The organism is Streptomyces sp. NPDC036813 (assembly GCF_055609245.1).
Map to the genome: position 1 here is coordinate 78,169 of NZ_JBVJPV010000001.1, position 25,906 is coordinate 104,074.

At 69.8% G+C, this 25,906-nt stretch carries 17 protein-coding genes; 13 read left to right on the forward strand and 4 right to left on the reverse strand.

What is annotated here, in order from left to right:
- Positions 1 to 290 precede the first annotated feature (290 nt).
- The 6 genes from ACZ67Q_RS00280 to ACZ67Q_RS00305 all read left to right on the forward strand — a co-directional run bounded on the left by ACZ67Q_RS00280 (position 291) and on the right by ACZ67Q_RS00305 (position 8,847).
- Positions 291 to 1,490: an ROK family transcriptional regulator gene (locus ACZ67Q_RS00280; RefSeq protein WP_471174590.1), complete on the forward strand. Its 1,200-nt coding sequence runs from the start codon at positions 291 to 293 to the stop codon at positions 1,488 to 1,490.
- 134 nt (positions 1,491 to 1,624) lie between these two features.
- The gene (locus tag ACZ67Q_RS00285) at positions 1,625 to 2,731 is read left to right on the forward strand and encodes a substrate-binding domain-containing protein (RefSeq protein WP_471175950.1); all 1,107 of its coding nucleotides are present in this window, start codon (positions 1,625 to 1,627) and stop codon (positions 2,729 to 2,731) included.
- A gap of 208 nt (positions 2,732 to 2,939) precedes the next feature.
- Positions 2,940 to 3,740 carry an ATP-binding cassette domain-containing protein gene (locus tag ACZ67Q_RS00290; protein ID WP_361624752.1) on the forward strand — a complete coding sequence of 267 codons (801 nt, stop codon included), beginning with the start codon at positions 2,940 to 2,942 and terminating at the stop codon, positions 3,738 to 3,740.
- Positions 3,737 to 5,029, forward strand: coding sequence for a sugar ABC transporter permease (locus tag ACZ67Q_RS00295; RefSeq protein ID WP_471174592.1), 1,293 nt, complete (start codon positions 3,737 to 3,739; stop codon positions 5,027 to 5,029). The genes ACZ67Q_RS00290 and ACZ67Q_RS00295 overlap by 4 nt, the downstream gene beginning before the upstream one ends.
- 225 nt (positions 5,030 to 5,254) lie before the next feature.
- On the forward strand, positions 5,255 to 7,174 hold the full coding sequence (gene dxs / locus ACZ67Q_RS00300; protein WP_471174594.1) for a 1-deoxy-D-xylulose-5-phosphate synthase: 1,920 nt from the start codon (positions 5,255 to 5,257) through the stop codon (positions 7,172 to 7,174).
- A gap of 143 nt (positions 7,175 to 7,317) precedes the next feature.
- On the forward strand, positions 7,318 to 8,847 hold the full coding sequence (locus ACZ67Q_RS00305; protein ID WP_471174596.1) for an amino acid permease: 1,530 nt from the start codon (positions 7,318 to 7,320) through the stop codon (positions 8,845 to 8,847).
- Between the two features lie 362 nt (positions 8,848 to 9,209).
- Here the strand turns inward: ACZ67Q_RS00305 and ACZ67Q_RS00310 are convergent, their stop codons facing one another.
- Both ACZ67Q_RS00310 and ACZ67Q_RS00315 read right to left on the reverse strand, forming a co-directional pair.
- The gene (locus tag ACZ67Q_RS00310) at positions 9,210 to 9,590 is read right to left on the reverse strand and encodes a PIN domain-containing protein (RefSeq protein WP_471174598.1); all 381 of its coding nucleotides are present in this window, start codon (positions 9,588 to 9,590) and stop codon (positions 9,210 to 9,212) included.
- Positions 9,591 to 9,652: 62 nt separating this feature from the next.
- The gene (locus tag ACZ67Q_RS00315; RefSeq protein ID WP_471174600.1) at positions 9,653 to 10,750 is read right to left on the reverse strand and encodes an LCP family protein; all 1,098 of its coding nucleotides are present in this window, start codon (positions 10,748 to 10,750) and stop codon (positions 9,653 to 9,655) included.
- A gap of 187 nt (positions 10,751 to 10,937) precedes the next feature.
- Between ACZ67Q_RS00315 and galE the strand changes: the two genes are divergently transcribed.
- From galE to ACZ67Q_RS00350, 7 genes are all read left to right on the forward strand, one after another.
- The gene (gene galE / locus ACZ67Q_RS00320) at positions 10,938 to 11,924 is read left to right on the forward strand and encodes a UDP-glucose 4-epimerase GalE (RefSeq protein ID WP_471174602.1); all 987 of its coding nucleotides are present in this window, start codon (positions 10,938 to 10,940) and stop codon (positions 11,922 to 11,924) included.
- Between the two features lie 176 nt (positions 11,925 to 12,100).
- Positions 12,101 to 13,216, forward strand: a complete 1,116-nt coding sequence (locus tag ACZ67Q_RS00325; RefSeq protein WP_471174604.1) for a PLL family lectin — start codon at positions 12,101 to 12,103, stop codon at positions 13,214 to 13,216.
- A gap of 39 nt (positions 13,217 to 13,255) precedes the next feature.
- Entirely contained in the window at positions 13,256 to 14,821 is a 1,566-nt protein-coding gene (locus ACZ67Q_RS00330; RefSeq protein ID WP_471174606.1) for a PLL family lectin, read from the forward strand.
- Between the two features lie 292 nt (positions 14,822 to 15,113).
- The gene (locus ACZ67Q_RS00335; protein ID WP_471174608.1) at positions 15,114 to 16,391 is read left to right on the forward strand and encodes a CDP-alcohol phosphatidyltransferase family protein; all 1,278 of its coding nucleotides are present in this window, start codon (positions 15,114 to 15,116) and stop codon (positions 16,389 to 16,391) included.
- A gap of 23 nt (positions 16,392 to 16,414) precedes the next feature.
- Positions 16,415 to 20,896 carry a bifunctional glycosyltransferase/CDP-glycerol:glycerophosphate glycerophosphotransferase gene (locus ACZ67Q_RS00340; protein WP_471174610.1) on the forward strand — a complete coding sequence of 1,494 codons (4,482 nt, stop codon included), beginning with the start codon at positions 16,415 to 16,417 and terminating at the stop codon, positions 20,894 to 20,896.
- On the forward strand, positions 20,886 to 21,677 hold the full coding sequence (locus ACZ67Q_RS00345) for a rhamnogalacturonan acetylesterase (protein WP_471174612.1): 792 nt from the start codon (positions 20,886 to 20,888) through the stop codon (positions 21,675 to 21,677). Before ACZ67Q_RS00340 ends, ACZ67Q_RS00345 begins: the two co-directional genes overlap by 11 nt.
- The gene (locus ACZ67Q_RS00350; protein WP_471174614.1) at positions 21,674 to 22,423 is read left to right on the forward strand and encodes an Ig-like domain-containing protein; all 750 of its coding nucleotides are present in this window, start codon (positions 21,674 to 21,676) and stop codon (positions 22,421 to 22,423) included. Before ACZ67Q_RS00345 ends, ACZ67Q_RS00350 begins: the two co-directional genes overlap by 4 nt.
- Positions 22,424 to 22,496: 73 nt before the next feature.
- On the opposite strand, the gene ACZ67Q_RS00355 is transcribed toward ACZ67Q_RS00350, so the two are convergent.
- Positions 22,497 to 24,626, reverse strand: a complete 2,130-nt coding sequence (locus ACZ67Q_RS00355) for a 3-hydroxyacyl-CoA dehydrogenase NAD-binding domain-containing protein (RefSeq protein WP_471174616.1) — start codon at positions 24,624 to 24,626, stop codon at positions 22,497 to 22,499.
- Positions 24,623 to 25,843 carry a thiolase family protein gene (locus ACZ67Q_RS00360; RefSeq protein ID WP_471174618.1) on the reverse strand — a complete coding sequence of 407 codons (1,221 nt, stop codon included), beginning with the start codon at positions 25,841 to 25,843 and terminating at the stop codon, positions 24,623 to 24,625. Before ACZ67Q_RS00360 ends, ACZ67Q_RS00355 begins: the two co-directional genes overlap by 4 nt.
- Positions 25,844 to 25,906: the final 63 nt, after the last annotated feature.

Genomic DNA, 25,906 nt, shown 5'->3' on the forward strand with positions numbered 1-25,906 from the left:
CCAGGGGGCGGCGTACGCGTGTGCCGGGTGCGCGGGGGCCGTTTCGGGGTACTCCGGTGCGGAAACCACCCGGCCCGGACGCGCCCCCGCCCCCACGCTCTCCGTAGCCCTGTGCGACCGTGTGGACGCGGCCCGTTCCGCTGTCGGAGACTGCCCGTGAGGGGTTGTGCACGGAGGTGGAAAGTGTTCAACCTCTTGACGGGAGTCACCCCGAACGGCTCAGCTTAGAGTTCACTAGTTGGACATAGAGCGGGGCCTCATCGAAGCGGTCCCGTGCGCAGGAGGTCGTCGTGGAGACTCCGGGGTCGCAGTCGTCGCTGCACCGAGCCAACCTGGAGCGGGTCGTACGCGCCGTTCGGCTGGCGGGATCGCTCACCCAGGCGGAGATCGCGAGGACCACGGGCCTGTCCGCGGCAACGGTCTCCAACATCGTCCGTGAACTCAAGGACGGCGGAACGGTCGAGGTCACGCCCACCTCGGCGGGCGGGCGCAGGGCCCGCAGCGTCAGCCTCAGCGGCGACGCGGGCATCGTCGTCGGCGTCGACTTCGGGCACACCCACCTGCGCGTCGCCGTGGGCAACCTCGCCCACCAGGTGCTCGCCGAGGAGTCCGAGCCGCTGGACGTCGACGCCTCCTCCGCGCAGGGCCTGGACCGGGCCGAGGAGCTGGTGAATCGCCTGATCGCAGCAACGGGGGTCGACCGGTCCAAAGTCGCCGGCGTGGGCCTCGGCGTACCGGGTCCGATCGACGTCGAGTCCGGCACCCTGGGGTCCACCGCGATCCTGCCCGGCTGGACCGGCACCAAGCCCGCCGAGGAGCTCAAAGGCCGCCTGGGCGTGCCCGTCTACGTGGACAACGACGCCAACCTCGGCGCCCTCGGCGAGCTGGTCTGGGGCAGCGGCAGGGGCGTGCGCGACCTGGCGTACATCAAGGTCGCCAGCGGTGTGGGCGCCGGTCTGGTGATCGACGGCAAGATCTACCGCGGCCCGGGTGGCACTGCGGGAGAAATCGGACATATTACTCTTGATGAATCCGGACCGGTCTGCCGCTGCGGGAACCGCGGCTGCCTGGAGACCTTCGCGGCCGCGCGCTATGTGCTGCCGCTGCTCCAGTCCAGCCATGGCACCGACCTCACCATGGAGGGCGTCGTACGGCTGGCCAAGGACGGAGACCCGGGCTGTCGTCGGGTGATCGCCGACGTCGGCCGCCACATCGGCAGTGGAGTGGCCAATCTCTGCAACTTGCTGAACCCGAGCCGGGTGGTCCTGGGCGGTGATCTCGCCGAGGCCGGTGAGCTTGTGCTCGGGCCGATCAGGGAGTCCGTCGGCCGCTACGCGATCCCCAGCGCGGCGCGCCAACTGTCCGTTCTCCCGGGGGCACTTGGGGGCCGTGCGGAGGTGCTCGGAGCGCTCGCGCTCGCGCTCAGCGAGATGGGCGATTCGACACTTTTGGACGGCGCGCCGACTACGGCCGTGCCTGCCTTCACTTAGAGAACGGATGGCACCGTTGCCATCTCGTTAAGGATTTACTTCTTGACGTCGTACGTGTGGCCGAGTTGACTTCCAGCCACCTCGGCCGCAACGACGCGGCCTCGTCAGGGAGGTTTTTCGAAGTGAACACGCGTATGCGTCGTGCCGCTGTAGCCGTGGCCGCTGGTGCAATGGCTGTTTCGCTCGCCGCCTGTGGCAGCGCGAAGGAGTCCGGCGGCAGCAAGACCGAGTCCTCCGGCTCCGCCGCCGGCAAGGGCGACAACATCAAGGTCGGTCTGCTCCTGCCGGAGAACAAGACCGCTCGCTACGAGAAGTTCGACCGGCCCCTGATCGAGAAGAAGATCAAGGAGCTGACCAACGGCAAGGCGACCATCCAGTACAACAACGCCCGCCAGGACGCCAACCTCCAGGCCCAGCAGGTCGACACCATGATCACCAACAAGGTGGACGTGCTGATCCTGGACGCGGTCGACGCCAAGGCCATCCAGAACTCCGTCAAGAAGGCCACGGACGCCGGCATCAAGGTCGTCGCCTACGACCGCCTCGCCGAGGGCCCGATCAGCGGCTACACCTCGTTCGACAACGTCGAGGTCGGCAAGACCCAGGGCAGCGCCCTGATCAAGGCCCTGGGCGACAAGGCCACCAAGTCCTCCAAGATCGTCATGATCAACGGCTCGGTGACCGACCCCAACGCCGCCCAGTTCAAGCAGGGCGCTCACTCGGTCCTCGACCCCAAGGTGACCATCGCCAAGGAGTACGACACCAAGGAGTGGTCGCCGGACAACGCCAACTCCGAGATGGAAGCCGCGATCTCGGCGGTCGGCAAGAACAACATCGCGGGCGTGTACTCCGCCAACGACGGCATGGCCGGCGGTATCATCACCGCCCTCAAGGCCGCGGGCGTGAAGGTCCCGGTCACCGGCCAGGACGCCGAGCTGGCCGGTGTGCAGCGCATCGTCACCGGCGACCAGTACATGAGCGTCTACAAGCCGTACGCGCCGGAGGCCGACGCCGCCGCCGAGATGGCCGTCGCGCTCGCCCAGGGCAAGTCGCTCGACTCCATCGCCAAGAACAAGGTCAACAGCGCCAGCGAGAAGGACATCCCGTCCGTCCTGGTCCCGGTCACCTCGCTGACCCAGGCCAACATCAAGGACACTGTCGTCAAGGACGGTGTCTACACCATCGACGAGATCTGCACCGCCAAGTACAAGGCGGCCTGCGACAAGATCGGTCTGAAGTAAGCCGCGGCCGTCCGCGCCCGCCGGGACGCCCCGAGCAGTCCCGGCGCACCCGGACCGGCCCCCCACAAGCAGCACACGCTGCTTCCCCGCTCCTCCGGCGCCCCGCGCATCGGACAGCCCCGCAAGCTCAGTGGCGGGGCGCCGGACGGAACACCCCCCCCCATAACTCTTCTGCACAACCCTTCCGCCGGGTCAGGCGGCGAAGGAGATGGTTCACGTGTCCGCTACGCCCGTGCTGGCGTTGCGCGGGGTCTCCAAGCGGTTCGGTGCCGTTCAGGCGCTCACCGACGTAGAGCTTGAGGTCCACGCCGGTGAAGTGGTCGCCCTGGTGGGCGACAACGGCGCCGGAAAGTCCACGCTGGTCAAGACGATCGCCGGCGTGCACCCCATCGATGAGGGCGCCATCGAATGGGAGGGCAGGAAGGTCTCGATCAGCAGGCCGCACGACGCCCAGGCCCTGGGCATCGCGACGGTCTACCAGGACCTCGCGCTCTGCGACAACATCGATGTCGTCGGCAACCTCTTCCTCGGCCGTGAGCTGAGGAAGTGGGGTGTCCTCGACGAGGTCGAGATGGAGCGGCGCTCGCAGGAACTGCTGCGCACCCTCTCGATCCGCATACCCAGCGTCCGGATCCCGATCGCCTCGCTCTCCGGCGGTCAGCGCCAGACCGTGGCCATCGCGCGTTCCATGCTCGGCGAGCCCAAGCTGGTCATCCTCGACGAGCCCACCGCCGCCCTCGGCGTCGAGCAGACCGCACAGGTGCTCGACCTGGTGGAGCGGCTGCGGGAGCGCGGGCACGCCGTCATCCTCATCAGTCACAACATGGCCGACGTCAAGGCCGTCGCCGACAAGGTCGCGGTCCTGCGTCTCGGCCGTAACAACGGTGTCTTCGAGGTCAAGACGACCTCGCAGGAAGAGATCATCTCCGCCATCACCGGCGCCACCGACAACGCAGTGACCCGCCGTGCGGCCCGCACGACCAGCGCGACCGGGGAGGTTTCCAAGTGAGCATCGACAAGACCTCCGCGACCGAGCAGGACGAGCAGGTCGTGAACCCCGAGGCGGCCGCCGGCGCCGACGTCGCCGTCGACCCCCGGCTCCTCGTCCGTGAGCAGGGTCTCGCGGGCTACCTGGGTGAGTTCAAGCGCAAGGTGAAGGCGGGCGAGCTGGGCTCCATGCCCGTCATCCTCGGCCTGATCATCATCTGTGTCGTCTTCCAGAGCCTGAACTCCGAGTTCCTGTCCTCGCAGAACATCAGTGACATCACCGTCACGATGGTCGGCACGGGCATGATCTCCGTCGGCATCGTGTTCGTGCTGCTCCTCGGCGAGATCGACCTGGCGGTCGGCTCGGTCAGCGGCGCGGCCAGTGCCATCGCCGCCGTCCTCGCCGTCAACCAGGGCTGGCCCGAATGGGCGGCCGTGGTCCTCGCGATCGTCGCCGGCTGCGCCATCGGCGCCGCGCACGGCTTCTTCTTCGCCGTTCTCGGCGCTCCCGCCTTCGCCGTCACCCTGGCCGGTCTGCTGTTCTGGCTCGGCTTCATGCTGAAGATCCTCGGCGAGAACGGCACGATCAACCTCGACAGCGAGGGCTTCATCGGCAAACTGACCACGTACTTCTTCACCGACGTCGCCGCCGCGTACGGGCTGGCCGCCGTCGTCGTGGTGGTGTTCTTCCTCTCCTCCTTCCTCGGCAACCGGCGCCGCGAGGCCGCGGGCATCCCGTCCCGGCCGATGAGCGACACCGTGCTGCGGACGGTGCTGCTCGCGGTGATCTCCTTCGCCGCGGCGTACATGTACAACCAGTACAAGGGCCTGCCGCTGGCCACGGTGATCTTCCTCGCGTTCCTGATCGCCACGGACTTCCTGCTGCGCCGTACCACCTACGGCCGCAAGGTGTTCGCGCTCGGCGGCAGCGTCGAGGCCTCCCGGCGTGCGGGTATCAACGTCACCGCCGTGCGGATCTCCGTGTTCGCGATCTCCGGTGGGTTCGCGGCGATCGGCGGCCTGTTCCTGGCGTCGAAGATCGCCTCGGCCAACCAGAGCGCCGGTACGGGTGACCTGCTGATGAACGCGATCGCCGCGGCGGTCATCGGTGGTACGTCGCTGTTCGGTGGCCGTGGGCGCACGTGGAACGCGCTGCTCGGTGTGCTGGTGATCGTTTCCATCCAGTACGGACTGCAGCTGGAGTCCATCGCGGAGCCGGTGAAGTACATGATCACGGCGGCTGTGCTGCTGACCACGGTGGTCATCGACTCCATCACCCGTAAGACGCAGAAGACCGCGGGTCGCGCGTAGCGCTCCGCGTTCAGCGCCGCAGGGGGTGCGGGCGTGACCGCGCGTGCCGGTCCGTCGTGGCTGGTCGCGCAGCTCCCCGCGCCCCTGAGGTGAGTCCAGTCGCCCGGCACCTGACAGGTGCCGGGCACTGTCGTGTCATGGGGGCGGACATCGTTTCCGCGGGCGGAACATTAGACTCGACAAGCCCGGCAATTGCTCGATCAGCTCTACTGCAAGGAGGCACGGGTGCCGCTGCTGACCCGCATCACGGGACCGCGCGATCTGGACCGGCTCAGCCTGGAGGAGCTGGACCAGCTGGCCGGGGAGATCCGGACCTTCCTCGTCGAGGCGGTCTCCAAGACCGGCGGCCACCTCGGTCCGAACCTCGGCGTCGTGGAGCTGACCATCGCCCTGCACCGCGTCTTCGAGTCGCCGAAGGACAAGGTGCTGTGGGACACCGGCCACCAGTCCTACGTGCACAAGCTGCTCACCGGCCGGCAGGACTTCTCCAAGCTGAAGATGAAGGGCGGCCTGTCGGGCTACCCCTCGCAGGCCGAGTCCGAGCACGACGTCATCGAGAACAGTCATGCCTCCACGGTGCTCGGCTGGGCCGACGGCATCGCCAAGGCCAACCAGCTGCTCAAACGGGACGCCCACGTCGCCGCCGTCATCGGTGACGGCGCGCTGACCGGTGGCATGGCCTGGGAGGCGCTGAACAACATCGCCGACGCCAAGGACCGCCCGCTCGTCATCGTCGTCAACGACAACGAGCGCTCCTACGCGCCGACCATCGGCGGCCTCGCGAACCACCTGGCGACCCTGCGCACCACCGACGGCTACGAGCGCTTCCTGGCCCGCACCAAGGACCTCCTGGAGCGCACCCCGGTCGTCGGCCGCCCCCTCTACGACACGCTGCACGGCGCGAAGAAGGGGCTGAAGGACTTCATCACCCCGCAGGGCATGTTCGAGGACCTCGGTCTGAAGTACGTCGGCCCGATCGACGGCCACGACATCGAGGCCCTGGAGTCCGCGCTGGCCCGCGCCAAGCGGTTCGGCGGCCCGGTGATCGTGCACTGCCTCACCGAGAAGGGCCGCGGCTACCAGCCCGCCCTGCAGGACGAGGCCGACCGCTTCCACGCCGTCGGCAAGATCCACCCCGACACGGGCCTGCCGATCGCCACCTCCGGCGCCGACTGGACGAGTGTCTTCGGCGACGAGATGGTCAAGCTCGGCAAGGAGCGCAAGGACATCGTCGCCATCACGGCCGCGATGCTCCAGCCCGTCGGTCTGGACCGCTTCGCGAAGGCGTTCCCGGAGCGGGTCTACGACGTCGGCATCGCCGAGCAGCACGGCGCCGTCTCCGCCGCCGGCCTCGCCCACGGCGGACTGCACCCGGTCTTCGCGGTGTACGCCACCTTCCTCAACCGCGCCTTCGACCAGGTCCTCATGGACGTGGCCCTGCACAAGTGCGGGGTGACGTTCGTGCTCGACCGGGCCGGCGTCACCGGCACCGACGGCGCCTCGCACAACGGCATGTGGGACATGTCGATCCTCCAGGTCGTGCCCGGCCTGCGGCTCGCCGCGCCGCGCGACGCCGACCAGGTCCGCGCCCAGCTGCGGGAGGCCGTCGAGGTCAAGGACGCGCCGACGGTGGTGCGCTTCTCCAAGGGCGCCGTCGGCCCCGCCGTACCGGCCGTGGGCCGGGTCGGCGGCATGGACGTGCTGCGCGAGCCGGGCACGGACCGCCCGGACGTCCTGCTGGTCTCGGTGGGCGCGCTCGCCCCGATGTGCCTGGAGGTCGCCGGCCTGCTGGACAAGCAGGGCATCTCCACCACCGTCGTCGACCCGCGCTGGGTCAAGCCGGTGGACGAGGCGATGGCCCCGCTCGCCGAGCGCCACCGGGTCGTCGTCACCGTCGAGGACAACAGCCGCGTCGGCGGTGTCGGCTCCGCCGTCGCGCAGGCCCTGCGCGACGCCGGCGTGGACGTGCCGCTGCGCGACTTCGGCATCCCGCCGCGCTTCCTCGACCACGCCTCCCGCGCCGAGGTGCTCGCCGAGATCGGGCTGACCGCGCCCGACATCGCACGCCAGGTCACGGGCCTCGTGGCCAAGCTCGACGGCCGGTTCGAGCGCGCCGCCGCCGAGGTCGAGCCGGTCCGCGACTGAGCCCCGACGTGCCGGAATGGGCCGGTTGCGCCACTGTGAAGAGTGGTGCGACCGGCCCGTTTGCGTGATGAGGCCCACGGTGGGGCATACGCACCACACCCCCTCTCGACCCTGTCGAGGACGACACAGCGTGGGAGGTCACCGTGAGCAGCACCCTCTTCCGGACGAAAAGGGTCGAGCAGTCGATCGCCGACACCGAGGAACCCGAGCACGCGCTCAAGAAATCCCTGTCCGCGCTGGACCTGACCGTCTTCGGCGTCGGTGTGATCATCGGCACCGGCATCTTCGTGCTCACCGGAACGGTCGCCAAGAACAACGCCGGTCCGGCGACGGCGCTCGCCTTCGTCGTGGCGGGCGTGGTCTGCGCCCTGGCCGCGCTGTGCTACGCCGAGTTCGCGTCCACGGTCCCGGTCGCCGGGTCGGCGTACACGTTCTCCTACGCCTCCCTGGGCGAATTCCCCGCCTGGATCATCGGCTGGGACCTCGTCCTGGAGTTCGCCCTCGGCACGGCGGTGGTCGCCGTCGGCTGGTCCGGTTACGTCGCCTCGCTGCTGGACAACGCGGGCTGGCATCTGCCCGCGGCGCTCGGCACACGCGACGGCGCCCACGGCTTCGGCTTCGACATCCTCGCGGCCGCGCTCGTGCTCGTCCTCACCGGCATCCTCGTGGTCGGCACCAAACTCTCCGCGCGCGTGACCTCGGTCGTCGTCGCGATCAAGGTGACGGTCGTCCTCATCGTCATCATCGCGGGTGCCTTCCTGGTCAACGGCGACAACTACCACCCCTTCATCCCGCCGCAGAAGGCGGTGGAGGCGGGCGGCAGCCTGAAGTCGCCGCTGATCCAGCTGATCTTCGGCTGGGCGCCGTCCAACTTCGGTGTGATGGGCATCTTCACCGCGGCGTCCGTCGTCTTCTTCGCCTTCATCGGTTTCGACGTCGTCGCCACGGCCGCCGAGGAGACCAGGAACCCGCAGCGCGACATGCCGCGCGGCATCCTCGGCTCGCTGTTCATCTGCACGGCGCTCTACGTCGCCGTGTCGATCGTCGTGACCGGTATGGAGCACTACACCAAGCTGTCCATCACCGCGCCGCTCGCCGACGCCTTCAAGTCCACCGGGCACCCGTGGTTCGCGGGCCTGATCAGTTTCGGCGCCGCGGTGGGCCTGACCACGGTCTGCATGATCCTGCTGCTGGGGCAGACCCGGGTCTTCTTCGCGATGAGCCGTGACGGGCTGCTGCCGCGCTTCTTCTCGCACGTCCACCCGCGGTTCAGGACCCCGCACCGGCCCACGATCCTGCTCGGCGTCCTCATCGCGATCCTCGCCGGCTTCACCCCGCTCAGCGAGCTGGCCGAGCTGGTGAACATCGGCACGCTGTTCGCGTTCGTGGTGGTCGCCATCGGTGTGATCATCCTGCGGCGCTCCCGGCCCGAGCTGCCCCGTTCCTTCCGCACCCCGTGGGTGCCCGTGATCCCGATCCTGTCGGTGTGCGCCTCGCTGTGGCTGATGCTCAACCTGCCGGCCGAGACATGGGTCCGCTTCGGCATCTGGATGGCGATCGGCTTCGTCGTCTACTTCCTGTACGGCCGCAGCCACAGCCGCCTGGCCGTGCGCGAACGCGCCGCGGCGGGCGAGGCGGCGGGCCCCGGCCCCGGCGCCGGCACGGCGCCGTGACTCCGCAGCGGGGGAGGCGGAGCGGCTAGGGGGCGGAGCGGGACGGACAGACGCCACGACGGGACGGCCACCGGCGGGCGGGACGGCCACCGGCGGGCGGGGCGGCCACCCCGGGCGGGGCGGCCACCCCGGGCGGGGCGGCCACCACGGGCGGGACGGCCACCCCGGGCGGCGGGGCGTCCCGGCCCACGGGGGCGTGCGGCCGGGGGCCGGGGGCGGCGGCTCTGTCGCATACCGCCTGCGGCAGGGGCGCGGCGTCGGAACCGGGCATCACCTGCGGCCGGGGGTGGCGGCTCAGCGGTGTACCGCTCGCGGCCGGGGCGACGGCTCGGTCGCGTACCGCTCTTCGCCGGGGCGACGGCTCAGTCGCGTACCGCTCGTGGGCCCGTAACCTCCGCGCCCAGTTCCGTGACGCGGCGGCGCAGTTCGCGGTCGGCGGTGACGACCAGGCAGCGGCGGCCCGTGGCGCGGGCGACCAGGTCGACCATGTGGTCGTCGCCGCTGCCGGGGGCGTCCTCGACGTGGACGCCGGGCACGGAGGCCACCCCGCGCGCGGCGCCTTCGACGACGAGGACGATGTCCATGGCGCCGCCGTCACCGCCGTATCCGGGAAGCCCCCGTTCCGCCAGCCGGTCCCGCAGGCGTTCGGCGGCGCCGCGCCGGTCGCGCCACCAGCCGTCGGGCACCGACCCGACGACGTTGGCGCCGTCGACGATCACGAGCAGGGGGGTGGTGTCGTCCATGGGGGCTAGCCTCGCACGGCGCCCCGGAGCAAGGGGCCGGACGGTCGCGGGCCGCGGCGGGCTCAGCCGCCCTTCGCGGGGGACTTCTTCGCGGACTCCGGGATCTCGGTGTCGCTGCGCAGCGCCTTCCAGAGCGACGACGCCTGCGGCTCGGCGGCCACCACACGGTTCGGGTCGACCTTGTCGTACGCCACCGGGAGCATGATCGTCTCCATGGTGTCCGGGTTCACGCCGTTCAGGCTGCGGCCGAACTCCGCGAGCTTCGTCAGCGACGCGAGGTCGGAGTCGGTGGTCAGCGCGGCGGTGAGCTGGTCGGCGATCTTGTAGGCCTTGGTGGGGCTGCCCAGCAGGTCCTGCTTCTTGATCTCCGACAGCAGGGCCATCATGAACTGCTGCTGCAGCCCGATACGGCCGAGGTCGCTGCCGTCGCCGATACCGTGCCGAGTGCGTACGAACTGCAGGGACTGCGTGCCGTCGAGGCGGTGGGTGCCCGCGCTCAGGTCCAGCCCGCTGGACTTGTCGTGGATGTCCTGGTCGACGGTGACGGTGACGCCGCCTATCGCGTCCACCAGCCCCTTGAAGCCGGCGAAGTCGATCTCCACATAGTGGTCCATGCGGACGCCGGACATCTGCTCCACGGTCTTCACCACACACGCCGGACCGGCCAGCGAGTAGATGGAGTTGAACATCACACGCTTCGCCGAGGCCACCGTCGAACCGTCCGACTTGGTGCACTCGGGGCGGGTCACCAGGGTGTCGCGGGGGATGCTGACGGCGACGGCCTGGGTGCGGCCGTCGGGTATGTGCATCACCAGCGCGGTGTCCGAACGTGCCCCGGAGACATCGGCCTTGTCCAGCGCGGCGTTGGCCCCCGCGCGCGAATCGGAGCCGAGGATCAGGATGTTCTGCCCGGACGTGGGCAGTTTCTCGGGCCGGTCGTCACCGATCGCCTTGTCGATGTCGACGCCCTTGATGTTCCCGTCGAGGTCGCTGTAGAGCCAGTAACCGGTGCCGGCGGCGGCGACCACGACCACCCCGAGGGCGAGGAGGATCTTACGACCGGTGCGACGCTTCCCGGTTCTGCGCTTGCCCCCTCTGCCGCCACGGCGCCTGGACGGCGCGTCCGTATCGCTGCTCTGGGGCGTCGAGACGTGGCTCATCCTGCTTCTGAGTCCTCGTGAGGTCATGGCCCGCCAGGGCCGCTGCTTGGGGCGTTGAGGACTCGGGTGTGGGGAGAGCCGGTCCGTGGCTGCCAGAACGATCGTGTCACTATAGGCAGCCCATCAACCGATCATGCGCTGGATATGACGCATTTGTAAACGCGAAGCGAAGAATTAGTATGCGCGCATGACGTGGCTGATCACTGGCGGAGCGGGATTCATCGGAGCGCACGTAGTCCGCGCCATGCTGGCGGCGGGCGAGGCCGTGGCGGTGTACGACGATCTGTCCACCGGCGACCGCAAGCGCGTCCCCGACAGCGTGCCCTTCGTCCAGGGCTCGGTCCTGGACGCGGAACTGCTCCGCTCGACTCTGCCCGACCTGCGCATTTCCGGCATCGTCCACCTCGCGGCCAAGAAGCAGGTCGGGGAGTCGGTGGAACGGCCGCTGTACTACTACCGCGAGAACGTGCAGGGCCTTCAGACGCTGCTGCAGGCCGCCGCCGACGCCGGTGTGCGGCGGTTCCTCTTCTCCTCCTCGGCGGCCGTGTACGGCATGCCCGATGCGGACCTGGTGACGGAGGACACACCCTGTTCGCCCGTGAACCCGTACGGGGAGACCAAGTTGGCGGGGGAGTGGCTGGTGCGGGCGGCCGGCCGGGCGCACGGCATGACCACGGCCTGCCTGCGGTACTTCAACGTCGCGGGTTCGGCGGCCGACCACCTCGCGGACACCGGGGTCTTCAACCTCGTCCCGATGGTGTTCCAGAAGCTCATGCAAGGCGCCGCGCCCGTCGTCTTCGGGGACGACTACGACACCGAGGACGGCACCTGCGTACGGGACTTCGTCCACGTCGACGACATCGCCTCGGCGCATGTGGCTGCCGCGCGCGCCCTTGCAGACCGGGAGCCGGGCAGTGACCTGACGGTCAACGTCGGGCGCGGTGAAGGCGTTTCGGTGCGCGAGATGATCGCGCTGATCGGCGAGGTGACGGGTCATGGCTCGGCCGCAGCACCGCTGACGGCGCCCCGTCGCGCCGGGGACCCGGCCCGCGTCGTCGCGTCGGCCGAGCGTATGCGCGCCGAGCTCGGCTGGACCGCGCGCCACGACGCGCGAGCGATGGTCGCCTCCGCGTGGGCCGGCTGGTGCGCGCGCCATCCGGCGGCCCGCGCCTGAGCGCAAGGGGCTGCCGCCGTTGGCCGTGAACCGGCTGCGGGGCCGCGGCTCCGGGCTCGGGCACCGTCGGGGGTCGGCCGGTCGCCGTTCACCCCCTCCGGCAGTCGAACATATGATGCAGTGACCAGGCCGCAGCCCGATCGGGGCCCGGCCGGCGGGAAGGACGACGACGGACCATGCGGGCCAGTAGCGCGCTCGACAACGGGCGACGGCAGCGGGCCGACGGCATCGCACCAGGCCCGTCCGGCACTCTCCCGGCGGTGTTGTCCGGACCGTGGGCGGTGCTCGGGCACGACGGCAGGCTCATGGTGTTCGCGCACGTCGACCAGGTGGTGCTGCGCTGGACCGAGACCAGACCCGCGGGCCCCGGCTGGTCGGGCCCGGACGCCCTGCCGGCGGAGGGCGTGGGCCGGATCGCCCTCGCCCAGGGCGGCAACCGTTATGTGCATCTGATCGGCCGCCGTGTGCGCGGCGCCGACGACGCCCCGCCGACCGTGGACCTCGTCTACGCGGTGCAGTACCAGGCCGGCCGTCCGCTGAGCGAGTGGCGCTCGGTCGGCAATCCCCATGCCAAGCGGGAGCGGACGGCCCAGATGGGGGAGCCGGCCGTCACGGTGGACACCGCCGGCACGCTGTACGTCTTCGTCCCCACGGCCGAGGGACGGGTGGCCTTGCGCCGCGAGGACGCCCAGGGGCGTTGGGAGCCCTGGCGCGATCTGCAGGTCGCCGCCGCCCTGGACACACCGGCGGCCGGCGCCACCTCGACGGGCCGGGTGGAACTCCTCGCCCCTGCGTTCGACGGGGCCCTGACCTGGTATCAGCAGCAGCCCGGCGGGCCCCTGGAGCGAGGGCACGATCTCACCGTGGCGCCACTACCCGGTTCGGCGACAGCGGTGGAGACCTCGCCCGGTCGCCTCACCTATCTGCTGACCGACGTCCGCAGCGGCGGGATCGTCGTCGTGCGTCCCGGCGAGTGGCCGGTGCCGGTGGGCGGGAACCCGGGCGACGGGCGCCATGCGGGGCTTGCCACCGTGCTCGACGGCTATCCCTGCATGGTGCTCGCCCACCGCGACGCAGGGGGGCGGATCGTGTTGGGCGTCTGTCCCGCGGAGGACGAGCGCAACGGAGTCTGGTGGATCGACACCACCATCGCGTGCCTGGGCGACCCCGTGCTCGCCCTGGACGGGCACGGCCGCGTCGTGGTTCTCGCCGTGGCGCCGGACGGCACCCTGATCCTGGCCCGCCAGGAGAGGGGGCCGGGGCTGACGCTCGGGGACTGGAAGCGCATATGACCGTGCCGGGAGCCGCTCCCGCGAGAAGGACGTGAGGGCATGACGCGAAGGACCGACCGCCGACCGGGAGCCGCCGCCGACTCGCCGGCGACCGGGCAGACGGTCGCCGTCGTCGTTCCTGAACCCGGCGACGCGGTGCCGCTCGTCGCGCTGCAGCCGCTCGGTGCGCGGATCGCGGTTGTCTGCATGCGGGCGGGGAGCAAGGAGACGCGTACGGCGCTCGACCGCGCCCTCGCGGCGGCCCGCGAACGCGGCTGCCGGCCGCTCGGCGGCGTACGCGTACTGGGCGCCGGCTCCGGTGACGAGGTCACGGCGCTGCTCGGCGCGTTGCGGGAGATCGAGCCGGAGCGGCTGCACACGCTGGACCCCGACCCCGTGCACGTCGCCGTCGACGAGGCGAGCGGTGTGCCGTCGTACGACGTGCCGGCGGCGCACGCGGACACAGCGGCGCAAGCGCTGACGGCTGCTCGCGCCTGGCAGCGGGAGACGGGCCGGCCACTGTTCGCCGATTGCCACCGCGCCGGCTCGGACCCGGCGCTGGGGGCCGCCTCCTGCCGGCGCTACCCCGAGCCCGTGAACTGGCTGTCGACCGGATTCGACGGCAGGTTGACCGCCTTCGTCCCTACGGTGGGCGGTGTGGTGCGGTGGTGGCAGGAGGCGCCGGGCGACGCCTGGCGTGGACCGCAGGCGGTGGAGGGCGCAGGCCTGCTGCCGGGCCTGTGCGTGGTGTCCGATGCGCACGGTTTCCCCCACTTGTTCGGACTGCGCCGGACCGCCCGTGCCGACGGCGGCGCGGACGTCGAGGTCGTCCACGCGGCCCAGTACGGCACGGATCGGCCGCTGACGCCGTGGCTCTCGCTCGGAGGTCCGAACGTCGCCGCTTGGCGCAAGGGGCGGGAGATCGGTTTCCCCGCAGCGGCCTTCGACGCCGCGGGCAGTCTGTTCGTCTTCGTCCGCAACTTCGGACACAGCGTCAGCTACCGCTGCCGGTCGGTCGACGGCACCGTGACCAACTGGCACCACCTCGGCGGCACCCGAGTCGCCGACGACCTCGTCGCGGTGACGTCCGCGCACGGCACGGTCGAGGTGTTCGCGCGGGCGCGCGACACTGCCGCGGTCGTCAGGTGGTACCAGCGCGCAGACGGCGCCTGGACGGAGGACCGGACGGTGCCGTTCGCCGCCCGGCCCGGGACCCTGGCGCCGGGAGCGGAACCCGGAACCGTGTGCTACCGCGAATTCCATACCAATGAGGCGTTCGTCTGGGCCCCGGGTGCCCCGGCCCCGTGCCCGCTGGGCGATGCCGGGGGCACCGGCCCCGTGGCGGCCGCACGGCCCGTGGAGGTCGACGGCTGGGCGTACACGGTGCTGGCGCGCACGGGATCCGCGGGCGCCGGTTCCGTGGGTCTTCATCCCGAGGGGCGGCCGGACGCGGGGGTGTGGTGGCAGGACATCGCCGGCGAGGCGTACGGCACGCCCTCGGTAGCCGTCGACCGAACGGGCCGGCTCAGCGTCGCATGCCGTACGCCGGGTGCCGGCCTGACGGTCGCCCACCGGGACGAGCGGGCCGGCTCGCTCACCTTGGGCAGCTGGCGCTCGGTCGGCTGACGGACACCCGCGGGCAGCCTGCGGAGTCGGCGGCTTCACGCCGCGTAAGGCCGATGGTACGCCTCGTGTCGTTGTCTTCCGCGAAGGCTGCAAATGGTTGTACGCAGCACCATGTGATCCACATCGCGATGTGCGTCAGGTCAATTCAGATCGACATTCAAGTTAAAGATTGGTTAGAGTTCACGCTGTTCATGTGATCGAGGTGTGAATATCTGTCCGATCTCTTGAATCCCTGCGGTGCATTGGTGCGTCCACAGGGCGATATGTCCTGCCTTGTGTGTACCGAGGGGTTATGGCCAAGCTGTCGCTGCGGGCTGTCCAAAAACTGACCTGCAAGAAGCGCGATGCCTGGTGGACCGTCTTCCTGGTGGACCCCGTGGCCACGCGCATGCTGATCGTCTTCGCCCGCTTCCGGTTCATCACGCCCAACCGTGTCACCTGGGCCGCGCTCTTCATCGGGCTGGCCTCGGCCGGTTTCTTCCTCAAGGGCGACACACAGTCGCTGCTCATCGGCGCTCTGCTGTACCACCTGAGCTTCATCCTCGACTGCATCGACGGCAAGCTCGCCCGGCTCAAGGGCAACGGCACCGTCTTCGGCGGCTGGCTCGACTACGTCTTCGACCGCATCCGCGTGCTGTTCTGCGCACTGGCGTTGATGGGTGGTCAGTTCCTGCGCACGGACGACGAGCGCTTCCTGCTCGCCGCGCTCGTCGTGGTCTTCCTCGACATGCTGCGCTACGTCGACGCGCTGCAGATCTACAAGATGCGTCAGTCGATGCGCACCAAGATCGAGAAGGTTACCCGGGAACGCGCCGAGGAACGGCGCTCCGCGAAGGAGTACGCGGAGCGGGAAGCCCGCGCCGAGGCCGCCCGCGCCAGGCACCAGGCCCACGACACCACCGTACAGGCCGACACGCCCCAGATCGTCTTCATGGAAGATCTGCTGCGCGACAACCCCGCCACCCCTGTGGAGACTCTCCGTCAGGAGGCCGGCGCCGACAATGTCGTCGACCTTCACGAGCAGTTCCGCGGGCAGTTTCCGTGGTACACCCGCATCCGCCGGATGATGCTGCGCACCCGGGTCCGCCCCCACCTGATCAGCGGCATCGAGTTTCAGATGTTCATCTTCATCGTCGGCCCGCTGATCGGCCGGATCCTCATGACCACCGTGGTCTCCGCGGCCCTGTTGATGCTCTTCGAGCTCGTGATCATGTACAAGTTCTGGCTCTCCACCCGTGACTTCACCCGTGTCATGGAGGAGCTCGACCCCACGCCGGCCACCGCCGGCACCATCGCTCCGCACCTGTACCGCGGCCGCCACCGTCAGGCCGCACAGGAGGCCCTGCTCGCCGACGAGCGCTTCAGGGCCCCGGAACCGGACGACGATCCCGGCTTCCGGCCCTACCCGCAACCGAACGACACCTCCCGCGAGAACGACCTGACCCAAGTCCCTTACGGACTCCCGCACGTGCCCCGACAGCCCGGCGACACCATGCCGCTCACCCAGTTCGGGTACGCGGCCTCCGCCGAGCCGTTCGGGACGTCGGGGCTCCAGGACAACTCGCGATGACGCCAACCGCAGGACGACTTCCCATGCAGCAGGTGCACAACGGCGACAACTACTGGGTGACGGTGGTCATACCGGCCTACAACGCGGCCACCACCATCGGCAAGGCCCTCCAGTCCGCCGTGAACCAGACCTACGAGCTGGTCGAGGTGATTGTCGTCGACGACGCCTCCACCGACGGCACCCTCGAGGTCGTCGCCAACTTCGCCGGGAACAACCCCCGGGTGCGCGTGCTGCGCCGCCCCGAGAACAGCGGCGGCGTCGGCGCCCCCCGCAACTGGGGCATCGCCCAGGCGGGCGGACGCTGGGTGATGTTCCTGGACGCCGACGACGAACTGCCGCCCCGCGCCTGCGAGCGGCTCGTCGAGAGCGCGCTGGAGACCGGCAGTGACATCACCGCGGGCAAGGCGCTGCGCGTCAACCGGGCCACCGGGGAGTCCGAACCGTGGGCGCCGGAGGTCTACGCCCTGGGCCGCACGGTGGCCAACCTCGAGGAGTTCCCGCCGCTGCTGTCGGACCCGATCGCCGCAGCCAAGCTCTACAGCGTGGAGTTCCTGCGCTCGGCCGACGTGTGGTTCCCCGAGGGCGTCTACTACGAGGACACCTACTTCTCCACCCTCGCGGGCTGCCTCGCCCGGGGCATCACGGTGATCACCGAGCCCGTCTACCGCTGGATGTGGGAGGCGGACGGCTCCTCGATCACGGGACGCACCGGTGAGCTGCGCAGCATCACCGACCGCATCGCAGTGCACCGGGCCACCGACGCGTTCCTGCTGGAGCGGGGCCTGTGGTCGCTGAAGGTCCGCAAGGACTCCAAGTTCCTCTCGCACGACCTGCGCCTGTACATGCGGGCCCTCGCCGAGGGCGACGCCGAGTTCCAGCAGCGGTTCGCCACCGTCGTCAGTTCCTACCTCTTCTCCATCAGCGAGGAGGCGTTCGAGATGTGCGGCCCGGTCGACCGGGTCCGCGCCTACCTGCTGCGGTACGAGGAGATCGAAGCCGCCCTCACCACGCTGGACTACACGCAGCGCAAGAGCGTCTTCTCCTCCCACCTGGTGGAGGAGGACGGCCGGGTCTACTGGTCTGCCGACCACCTGCACCTGCCAGGCGCCCGCCGCATGCTGGACGTCACCGAACTGGGTCTCGCCGCCGCGTCGGTCTCCCAGGTGCCGCTCTTCGCCCAGCTCACCGAGTGGCGGCTCGACGGCACCGAGCTGGCCTACGCCGGCGAGCTCGTCAACCGCTTCGGCCGGATCGCCCGGGGCGACTCCCTTTCCCTTCGGCTGGCCGTGCGCAACCGGCACACCAAGTCGGACGTCCTCGTCCCGGTTCCGAAGGTCTCCGTCGATGAACGCCACGTCACCTTCACCGGCACCGCCGACCTGTCCATGCTGCTCGGAGACGACGCCGCCGACGACACGGTGTGGAACGTGTCGATCGTCGTCGAGTGGAACCGCAGCCGCTCCCGCTCCGCACTGAACGTGCGCGACATCGACCTGCGCGGGATGGACTTCACCCGCGACGACGAGGAGTTCGAGGGCTACCGCACCATCAGCGGCAACCTCGCCTTCCGCTCGTCCGCGGCCGGTCGCCGTACCTTCGAGTCCGAGCAGAACGACCCCAACGCCCCCTGGATGTGGTGGCGGGACCGGATCCACCCCCCGATCCCCGCGCTGGCCCATCCCTTCGAGCTGGCCGTGGTCGTGCCCTGCTACAACGTCGCCAAGTACGTGGACGACTGCCTGGGCTCCATCGCCGCGCAGCGGGGTTTCGAGGCGACCCAGGTCATCCTCGTCGACGACGGCGCCACCGACGACACCCCGCGGATGCTCGACCACTTCGCCCGCTACTACGCCAACGTCACCGTCGTCCACCAGCAGAACGGCGGCCTGGGCAACGCCCGCAACAACGGCCTCGCCCATGTCACGGCTCCGTATGTCACCTTCCTGGACTCCGACGACATCCTCGGCCCGGACGCTCTGCACCTGATGCTTCAGGCGGTTCGCCGCGACCACTCCGAGATCGCCGTCGGCGACCTGGTGAACTTCCCCGACCGGCCCTACGGTCCCTGGAAGAAGTACTTCGGCGACGGCGACCGGGTGGTCACCGATCTCGCCGACACCCCCGACCTGATCTTCAGCGGTTCGGCCTGCAACAAGCTGTTCAGCACCGACCTGCTGCGCCGCCTCGGTCTGCGGTTCGGAGAAGGCGTCCACTTCGAGGACTCGTGGCTGACCCTGCCGGCCATGCTCCGCTCCCACCGCATCAGCCTGGTCGATGCCCCGGTGTACTACTACCGCGGCCGGCCCGACGGCTCGTCCATCATGGACTCGCTGTGGAGCAAGCCCGCGAACTACCGGGACCACCTGCGCCTGAACCACTTCCTGCTGAACTACACCGCCGAGGAACGCGACGGGATCCGGCACATGTTCCACCGGTACGTGACCCGCACGTACAAGGGGTTCCTGTGCAACGCCCGCAACGTCATGAACCGCTCGCAGCTGGCCGAGATGTTCGCGGACATCCACCGCCACTACGCGCAGATTCCCGACGACGTCATCCTCGAGTTCGCCACCAACGCCGCCCAGCAGCTCGACCACTACGCCGCCAAGAGCGCCAACTTCGAGCTGTTCTGCGACCCGGCACCCGCCCTGGAAGCCGCGCCGCTCGCGGTGGAGATCGACGACGAGGGCTTCTACCGGACCTTCCCCGGAGGATCCCTCGCCACCCGGACGGCACGCGTCGCCGACCCCAACGTGGTGGTCGAGTCCGTGCGCAGCCGGGACGACGTACTGGTCGTCGAGGGCTGCATGTCCTTCCCCGGCATGAACATAACCGGCCCCCTGCTCAACCGCCTGGAGTTCGTCTACCAGACGCGGGACAACAAGGTGTCCGTGCCCCTGCGGCAGATCTATCGCCGTGACCTGTGGAACGCCCGGAACCAGCGCGACCTGTACGCCGGCTGGTACGCGGAGATACCCGCCACCGTGCTGGCCGAAGGAGGCTTCGGCGTCGGTGACTTCCGGCTACGGGTGCACCGCGTCGACGGCAGCCGGGAACGCAACATCGTGATGAAGGCGCGTCTGCCGCTGCACCGGCTCAAGGGCCAGGGACGGGTCGGCGCCTACCGCTACATGCTGACCATCGGCGCGCGCGACGCCCTCAACCTGCGCATGGTGAACCGCGGCGTGGGAGCACGCCTCAAGCACACCCTGTGGCGTACGCAGCGTGAACTCCGCATCCTCAAGCTGCGCAATCCCGGCTGGCGGATGCGTCTGGCGTACTGGCTCACCTTCCCGTTCCTGAACGGCCGCCAGATCTGGCTCATCGGCGAGCGCTCCGACACGGCGCAGGACAACTCGTACCACTTCTTCAAGTGGATGCGGACGAACCGGAGGCGCCGCAAGGTCTACTACGTCATCGACGGGGACTCCGCCGACTACGCGAAGGTCGCCCGCTACGGGCAGGTGATCAAGCTCGACTCGTTCAAGCACCGCATGTACCTGCTGCACGCGACCAAACTGATCGGTTCGTACGACTCCGAGTCCTACCTGCTGCCCAAGGGGTACCGGAAGGTGCTGTTCCTGCACCGCTTCGGCGAACTCGTCAACTACCAGCGGGTGTTCCTGCAGCACGGCATCATCTACAACGACGTCACCACCGGTGTCGACCAGCGGATCACCAGTTACGACATGATCGTCACCACCGGCCGGCAGGAGCGCGAGTTCCTGGCGCTGGAGGCCGGTTACGGCGACCGCGCGGTCCTCGCGGGGCTCCCCCGGTTCGACGCACTGAAGCGCGAGCGTCCCGAACGTCCCCGCATCCTGCTGATGCCGACCTGGCGCCAGTGGATCGTCACCGCCTCCTACAAGAAGGCTTCCGGTCCCGCCCGCACCAGCTTCACGCAGTCCGAGTACTACCGCTTCTACCGGTCCCTGCTGGCGAACCCGCGCCTGGGCCGGGCCCTTGAGCACTTCGGCGTCGACCTGGAGTTCTTCCCGCACTACGAGATCCGGCCCTACCTGCACACCTTCCAGCTGTCCTCGCCGTCCATGCACGTGGCCGACCCGCAGACCCGCAACGTTCAGCAGGCGATGAAGGAGTGCTCGCTGATGGTGACCGACTACTCCTCGGTCTTCTTCGACGTGGCCTACATGGGCATCCCGCTGGTGTACGTCCCGTTCGACGAGGAGGACTTCTACGGCCGCCACTACAAGCGCGGCTACTTCACCCTCTCCGAGGACGGTTTCGGTCCCGTCTGCCGCACTGTCGACGAGGCTGTCGACGAGATCATCGCGACCGTACAAAGAGGGTTCACGGTGGAGCCGGTGCACCGGGAGCGCGTGGAGAACTTCTTCGACCACCGCGGCGGCGGCAACTGCGAGCGGGTCTACGAGGCGATCGAGGCCCTCGGCGCGTCCCCCGCGGCCGAACTCGCCCCCGCCGGACCCGTCGGTGCGCTGCAACCGGACGTGAGCGCGTCGACGAGGTGGACCGATGCTGCCTGACGGGACCCCCCGCATCTTCGTCGCCGGTGACTCCAGCGTCTGCACCCGCGAGGTCTCCAGGGCGCCCATGACGGGCTGGGGCCAGGTGCTGCCGCTGTTCTTCACCTCCGCGGTGGAGATCGTGAACTGTGCCCGGGCGGGGGCCAGTTCGCGGACCTTCGCCGAACGGGGCCGGCTCGGCTGGATCCTGGACCACCTGCGGCCGGACGACTACTTGATCACCTCGTTCGGCCTGAGGGACCACATGCCGGAGAAGGAGTGGCGCACCGAGGCGTTCCACGACTACCAGCGCCACTTGCGGGCCTTCGTGGACGGGGCCCGTGACCGGGGGGCCCACCCGGTCCTGGTGAGTTCACACGAGCGCTGCACGTGGGACGAGCACGGGAACCTCGGGCAGGTCTTCGCGGAGTATCCGATGGCCATGCGGGAACTCGCGGTGGAAACGGCCACGCCCTACATCGACCTGTACGCCCAGAGCCTGGAGTGGTGGACGCAGCTCGGGCCGCAGGGCACCCGGGAACTGTTCCTGTACCTCGCCCCCGGCCGGCACCCCAACTATCCCGAGGGCATCGAGGACAGCACGCACCTGCAGCCCGAAGGGGCCGTCGCCTGTGCCCGGTTCGTCGCCCATCAGCTCGCCGCCCGGCAGATCGTGCCCCCGCACTGGATCACCGCACTCGACGTGCCGACCTTCCCGCCGACCGCGCTGGGATGGATGGACGACGCAGAGCACGCCGCCATGCTCCGGGGCCGGACCAAGGGGCAGGGGGACACCCTGTGACCGAGGAACAGCGGCAGACCGAGCCGTTCTCGCTCGCCCGGGTGCACTGCGTCCAGCCCGATGCGCCACACATCCGGCTGACCATGGAGCTCACTGCCGACGCCGATCCAAGCCTGCCGCTGATCCCGGGTCAGAAAGTCCGCTTCGCCGTTGCCCTGCATCCCGCAGGCCCCGGTCATCGCTACTACGGCTATGTGATGACGCAGCCCTTCGCGCGCGTGACCCGCGTCGACGGGCTCGCCGGCATCAGCCTGCTGCCGGCCGGCGACCGCTACGCCACCTCCGTGGAAGCGGGCGCCACCCGCGTCGCCCGGTTCACCGCGGTCGTCCACCACGATGTGCCCCCGGGCGCCTTCCTCATCCCACAGGTGCGCGCGGGGATCATCGCCCACGGCGGATCGAGTCTCACCAGCAGCACACATTCGGTGAAGCAGTACGGCTACCGGGTCGCCTCCCTGCCCGCGCAGGGCCGGGTGCTCCAGGTGGCCCCCGGCTACCCCGGAGTGCTGCGCGGGCTGACGCACGGGCTGGGGGAGCGGGTGCGACTCGTCGGTGTGGGACCCGCGTTGCGCGGCGTCACCACCGTGGAGCCCGACGGCTCCGTCGTCTACACGCCGTTCCCGGGCCAGTCGGGCTACGACCGTTTCGCCTATGCCCTCGACGACGGAGAGGGCCGCCTGACCCGGGGTCAGGTCACGGTGCTCATCGGCGAGCTGCCGGCGACACCCGGTGTACTCGGCGGCTGAGAGCCGACCACGCCGTAAGAAACCGCAAAGAGGGCCCCCGCACAGCGCGGGGGCCCTCGTCAGCTGTCGGGTGTCACGCCGGGAGCGACGCGACCCCGGGAGCCAGGAACTTCTTGCCGTTCACCCGCTCCGAGACGCCCTCGCGGTCCAGGTACGGCGTGATGCCGCCCAGGTGGAAGGGCCAGCCGGCGCCGGTGATCAGGCACAGGTCGATGTCCTGGGCCTCGGCGACGACGCCCTCCTCGAGCATCAGGCCGATCTCCTGCGCCACCGCGTCCAGGACACGGGCGCGCACCTGCTCCTCGGTCAGGACGACATCGCCCTGCTTCAGCAGCGCGGCGACCTCCGGGTCAAGCTCGGGCTTGCCGCTGTCGTAGACGTAGAAGCCGCGCTTGCCCGCCTCCACGACCGCCTTGAGGTTCGGGGAGACCTTGAAGCGGTCCGGGAACGCGCCGTGCAGCGTCTCGGAGACGTGCAGGCCGATCGCCGGGCCGACCAGCTCCAGCAGGACCAGCGGGGACATCGGCAGGCCGAGCGGTTCGATCGCCTTCTCGGCGACGTCGACCGGGGTGCCCTCGTCGATGACGTTCTGGATCTCGCCCATGAAGCGGGTGAGGATGCGGTTCACGACGAACGCCGGGGCGTCCTTGGTGAGGACCGCGGTCTTCTTCAGCTTCTTGGCGACGGCGAAGGCCGTGGCCAGCGAGGCGTCGTCGGTCTGCTCGCCGCGGACGATCTCCAGCAGCGGCAGGATGGCGACCGGGTTGAAGAAGTGGAAGCCGACGACCCGCTCGGGGTTCTTCAGCTTCGACGCCATCTCCGACACCGACAGCGAGGAGGTGTTGGTCGCGAGGATCGCGTGCGCCGGGGCGACCGCCTCGACCTCCGCGAACACCTTCTGCTTGACGCCCATCTCCTCGAACACGGCCTCGATGATGAAGTCGGCGTCCGCGAAGCCCTCGGCCTTGTCCAGGACGCCGGTCACCAGCGCCTTGAGGCGGTTGGCCTTGTCCTGGTTGATACGGCCCTTGCCGAGCAGCTTGTCGATCTCGGCGTGGACGTAGCCCACACCCTTGTCGACGCGCTCCTGGTCGATGTCGGTCAGCACGACCGGCACCTCGAGACGGCGCAGGAAGAGCAGGGCGAGCTGCGAGGCCATCAGGCCCGCGCCCACGACGCCGACCTTCGTCACCGGGCGGGCCAGCGACTTGTCCGGCGCGCCGGCCGGACGCTTGCCGCGCTTCTGCACCAGGTTGAAGGCGTAGATGCCGGAACGCAGTTCGCCACCCATGATCAGGTCGGCGAGCGCCTGGTCCTCGGCGTCGTAACCCTGCTGCAGGTCGCCGTTCTTGGCGGCGCCGATGATGTCCAGGGCCCGGTAGGCGGCGGGGGCCGCGCCGTGCACCTTGGAGTCGGCGACGAACCGGCCCTTGGCGACGGCCTGGTCCCAGGCCTCACCGCGGTCGACGGCCGGGCGCTCGACGACGATCTCGCCCTTGAGGACGGCAGCCGTCCAGATCAGCGACTGCTCCAGGAAGTCCGCGCCCTCGAACAGCGCGTCGGCGATGCCGAGCTCGTAGACCTGCTTGCCCTTGAGCTGCTTGTTCTGGTTGAGGCTGTTCTCGATGATGACCGTGACGGCCTTCTCGGCGCCGATCAGGTTCGGCAGCAGCGTGCAGCCGCCCCAGCCGGGGACCAGACCGAGGAAGACCTCGGGCAGGGAGAACGCCGGCAGCGCCGCGGACACCGTGCGGTAGGTGCAGTGCAGGCCGACCTCGACGCCGCCGCCCATGGCCGCGCCGTTGTAGTAGGCGAAGGTCGGGACCGCGAGGCCCGCCAGCCGCTTGAAGACGTCGTGGCCGCCCTTGCCGATGGCGAGCGCGTCCTTGTGCTCCTTCAGCAGCTCGACGCCCTTGAGGTCGGCGCCGACGGCGAAGATGAACGGCTTGCCGGTGATGCCGACACCGACGATCGCGCCCTCGGCCGCCTCCTTCTCGACCTGGTCGATGGCGGTGTTCAGGTTCGCCAGCGACTGGGGGCCGAAGGTGGTCGGCTTGGTGTGGTCGTGGCCGTTGTCCAGGGTGATCAGGGCGAAGCGGCCCGCACCCAGCGGCAGGTCGAAGTGGCGTACGTGCGCCTGCGTGACGACCTCGTCCGGGAACAGCTCGGCCGCGCCCTTCAGGAGTTCAGCGGTGGTGCTCACTTGTCGCCTCCGTCGAAGTGCGGGTTCTCCCAGATGACCGTCGCGCCCATGCCGAAGCCGACGCACATGGTGGTCAGGCCGTAGCGGACGTGCGGCTGCTCCTCGAACTGGCGGGCCAGCTGCGTCATCAGACGGACGCCGGAGGAGGCCAGCGGGTGGCCGAACGCGATGGCACCGCCGTACTGGTTGACGCGGGCGTCGTCGTCGGCGATGCCGTAGTGCTCGAGGAAGGCCAGCACCTGCACGGCGAAGGCCTCGTTGATCTCGAACAGGCCGATGTCCGAGATGGACAGGCCCGCCTTGGCGAGGGCCTTCTCGGTGGCCGGGATCGGGCCGTAGCCCATGACCTCCGGCTCCACGCCCGCGAAGGCGTAGGAGACCAGGCGCATCTTGACCGGCAGGCCGTGCTCGCGGGCGAACTCCTCGCTCGCGATGACCGACGCGGTGGCACCGTCGTTCAGACCGGCCGCGTTGCCCGCGGTGACCCGGCCGTGCACGCGGAACGGCGTCTTCAGGCCCGCGAGGCTCTCCAGCGTGGTGCCCGGGCGCATCGGCTCGTCGGCGGTGACCAGGCCCCAGCCCGTCTCGCCGCCCTCGGGGTTGGTGCGGCGCACCGAGATCGGCACCAGGTCGGCCTGGATCTTGCCGTTGGCGTAGGCCTTGGCGGCCTTCTCCTGCGAGCGCACGGCGTACTCGTCGGCGCGCAGCTTGGTGATCGAGGGGTAGCGGTCGTGCAGGTTCTCCGCGGTCATGCCCATGAACAGGGCGGACTCGTCGACCAGCTTCTCGCTCACGAAGCGCGGGTTCGGGTCCACGCCCTCGCCCATCGGGTGGCGGCCCATGTGCTCGACACCGCCGGCGATGGCGACGTCGTACGCGCCGAAGGCGACGGAGCCGGCGACCGAGGTGACGGCCGTCAGGGCGCCGGCGCACATGCGGTCGATGGAGTAACCGGGGACGGACTGCGGCAGGCCCGCGAGGATGCCGGCCGTGCGGCCGATGGTCAGGCCCTGGTCACCGATCTGCGTCGTCGCGGCGATGGCGACCTCGTCGATCGTCTTCGGGTCGAGGCCGGGGTTGCGGCGCAGCAGCTCCCGGATCGCCTTCACGACGAGGTCGTCGGCACGGGTCTCGTGGTAGATGCCCTTCGGGCCCGCCTTGCCGAACGGGGTGCGGACGCCGTCGACGAAGACGACGTCCCTGACGGTACGAGGCACGATGGCTCTCCTCCAGGGTGCGGGGTGGCACTGCTGCGGCACGCATGCACTGAGCGCGCGCTC

What these genes read in the sequence shown, in the direction of transcription:
- ACZ67Q_RS00335 (WP_471174608.1), top strand. Translation starts at nt 15,114, where the DNA reads ATGGCCAAGCTGTCGCTGCGGGCTGTCCAAAAACTGACCTGCAAGAAG.
- ACZ67Q_RS00310 (WP_471174598.1), bottom strand. Translation starts at nt 9,590, where the DNA reads ATGGACGACACCACCCCCCTGCTCGTGATCGTCGACGGCGCCAACGTC.
- ACZ67Q_RS00345 (WP_471174612.1), top strand. Translation starts at nt 20,886, where the DNA reads ATGCTGCCTGACGGGACCCCCCGCATCTTCGTCGCCGGTGACTCCAGC.
- galE (WP_471174602.1), top strand. Translation starts at nt 10,938, where the DNA reads ATGACGTGGCTGATCACTGGCGGAGCGGGATTCATCGGAGCGCACGTA.
- ACZ67Q_RS00330 (WP_471174606.1), top strand. Translation starts at nt 13,256, where the DNA reads ATGACGCGAAGGACCGACCGCCGACCGGGAGCCGCCGCCGACTCGCCG.
- ACZ67Q_RS00340 (WP_471174610.1), top strand. Translation starts at nt 16,415, where the DNA reads ATGCAGCAGGTGCACAACGGCGACAACTACTGGGTGACGGTGGTCATA.
- ACZ67Q_RS00325 (WP_471174604.1), top strand. Translation starts at nt 12,101, where the DNA reads ATGCGGGCCAGTAGCGCGCTCGACAACGGGCGACGGCAGCGGGCCGAC.
- ACZ67Q_RS00290 (WP_361624752.1), top strand. Translation starts at nt 2,940, where the DNA reads ATGGTTCACGTGTCCGCTACGCCCGTGCTGGCGTTGCGCGGGGTCTCC.
- ACZ67Q_RS00285 (WP_471175950.1), top strand. Translation starts at nt 1,625, where the DNA reads ATGCGTCGTGCCGCTGTAGCCGTGGCCGCTGGTGCAATGGCTGTTTCG.
- ACZ67Q_RS00315 (WP_471174600.1), bottom strand. Translation starts at nt 10,750, where the DNA reads ATGAGCCACGTCTCGACGCCCCAGAGCAGCGATACGGACGCGCCGTCC.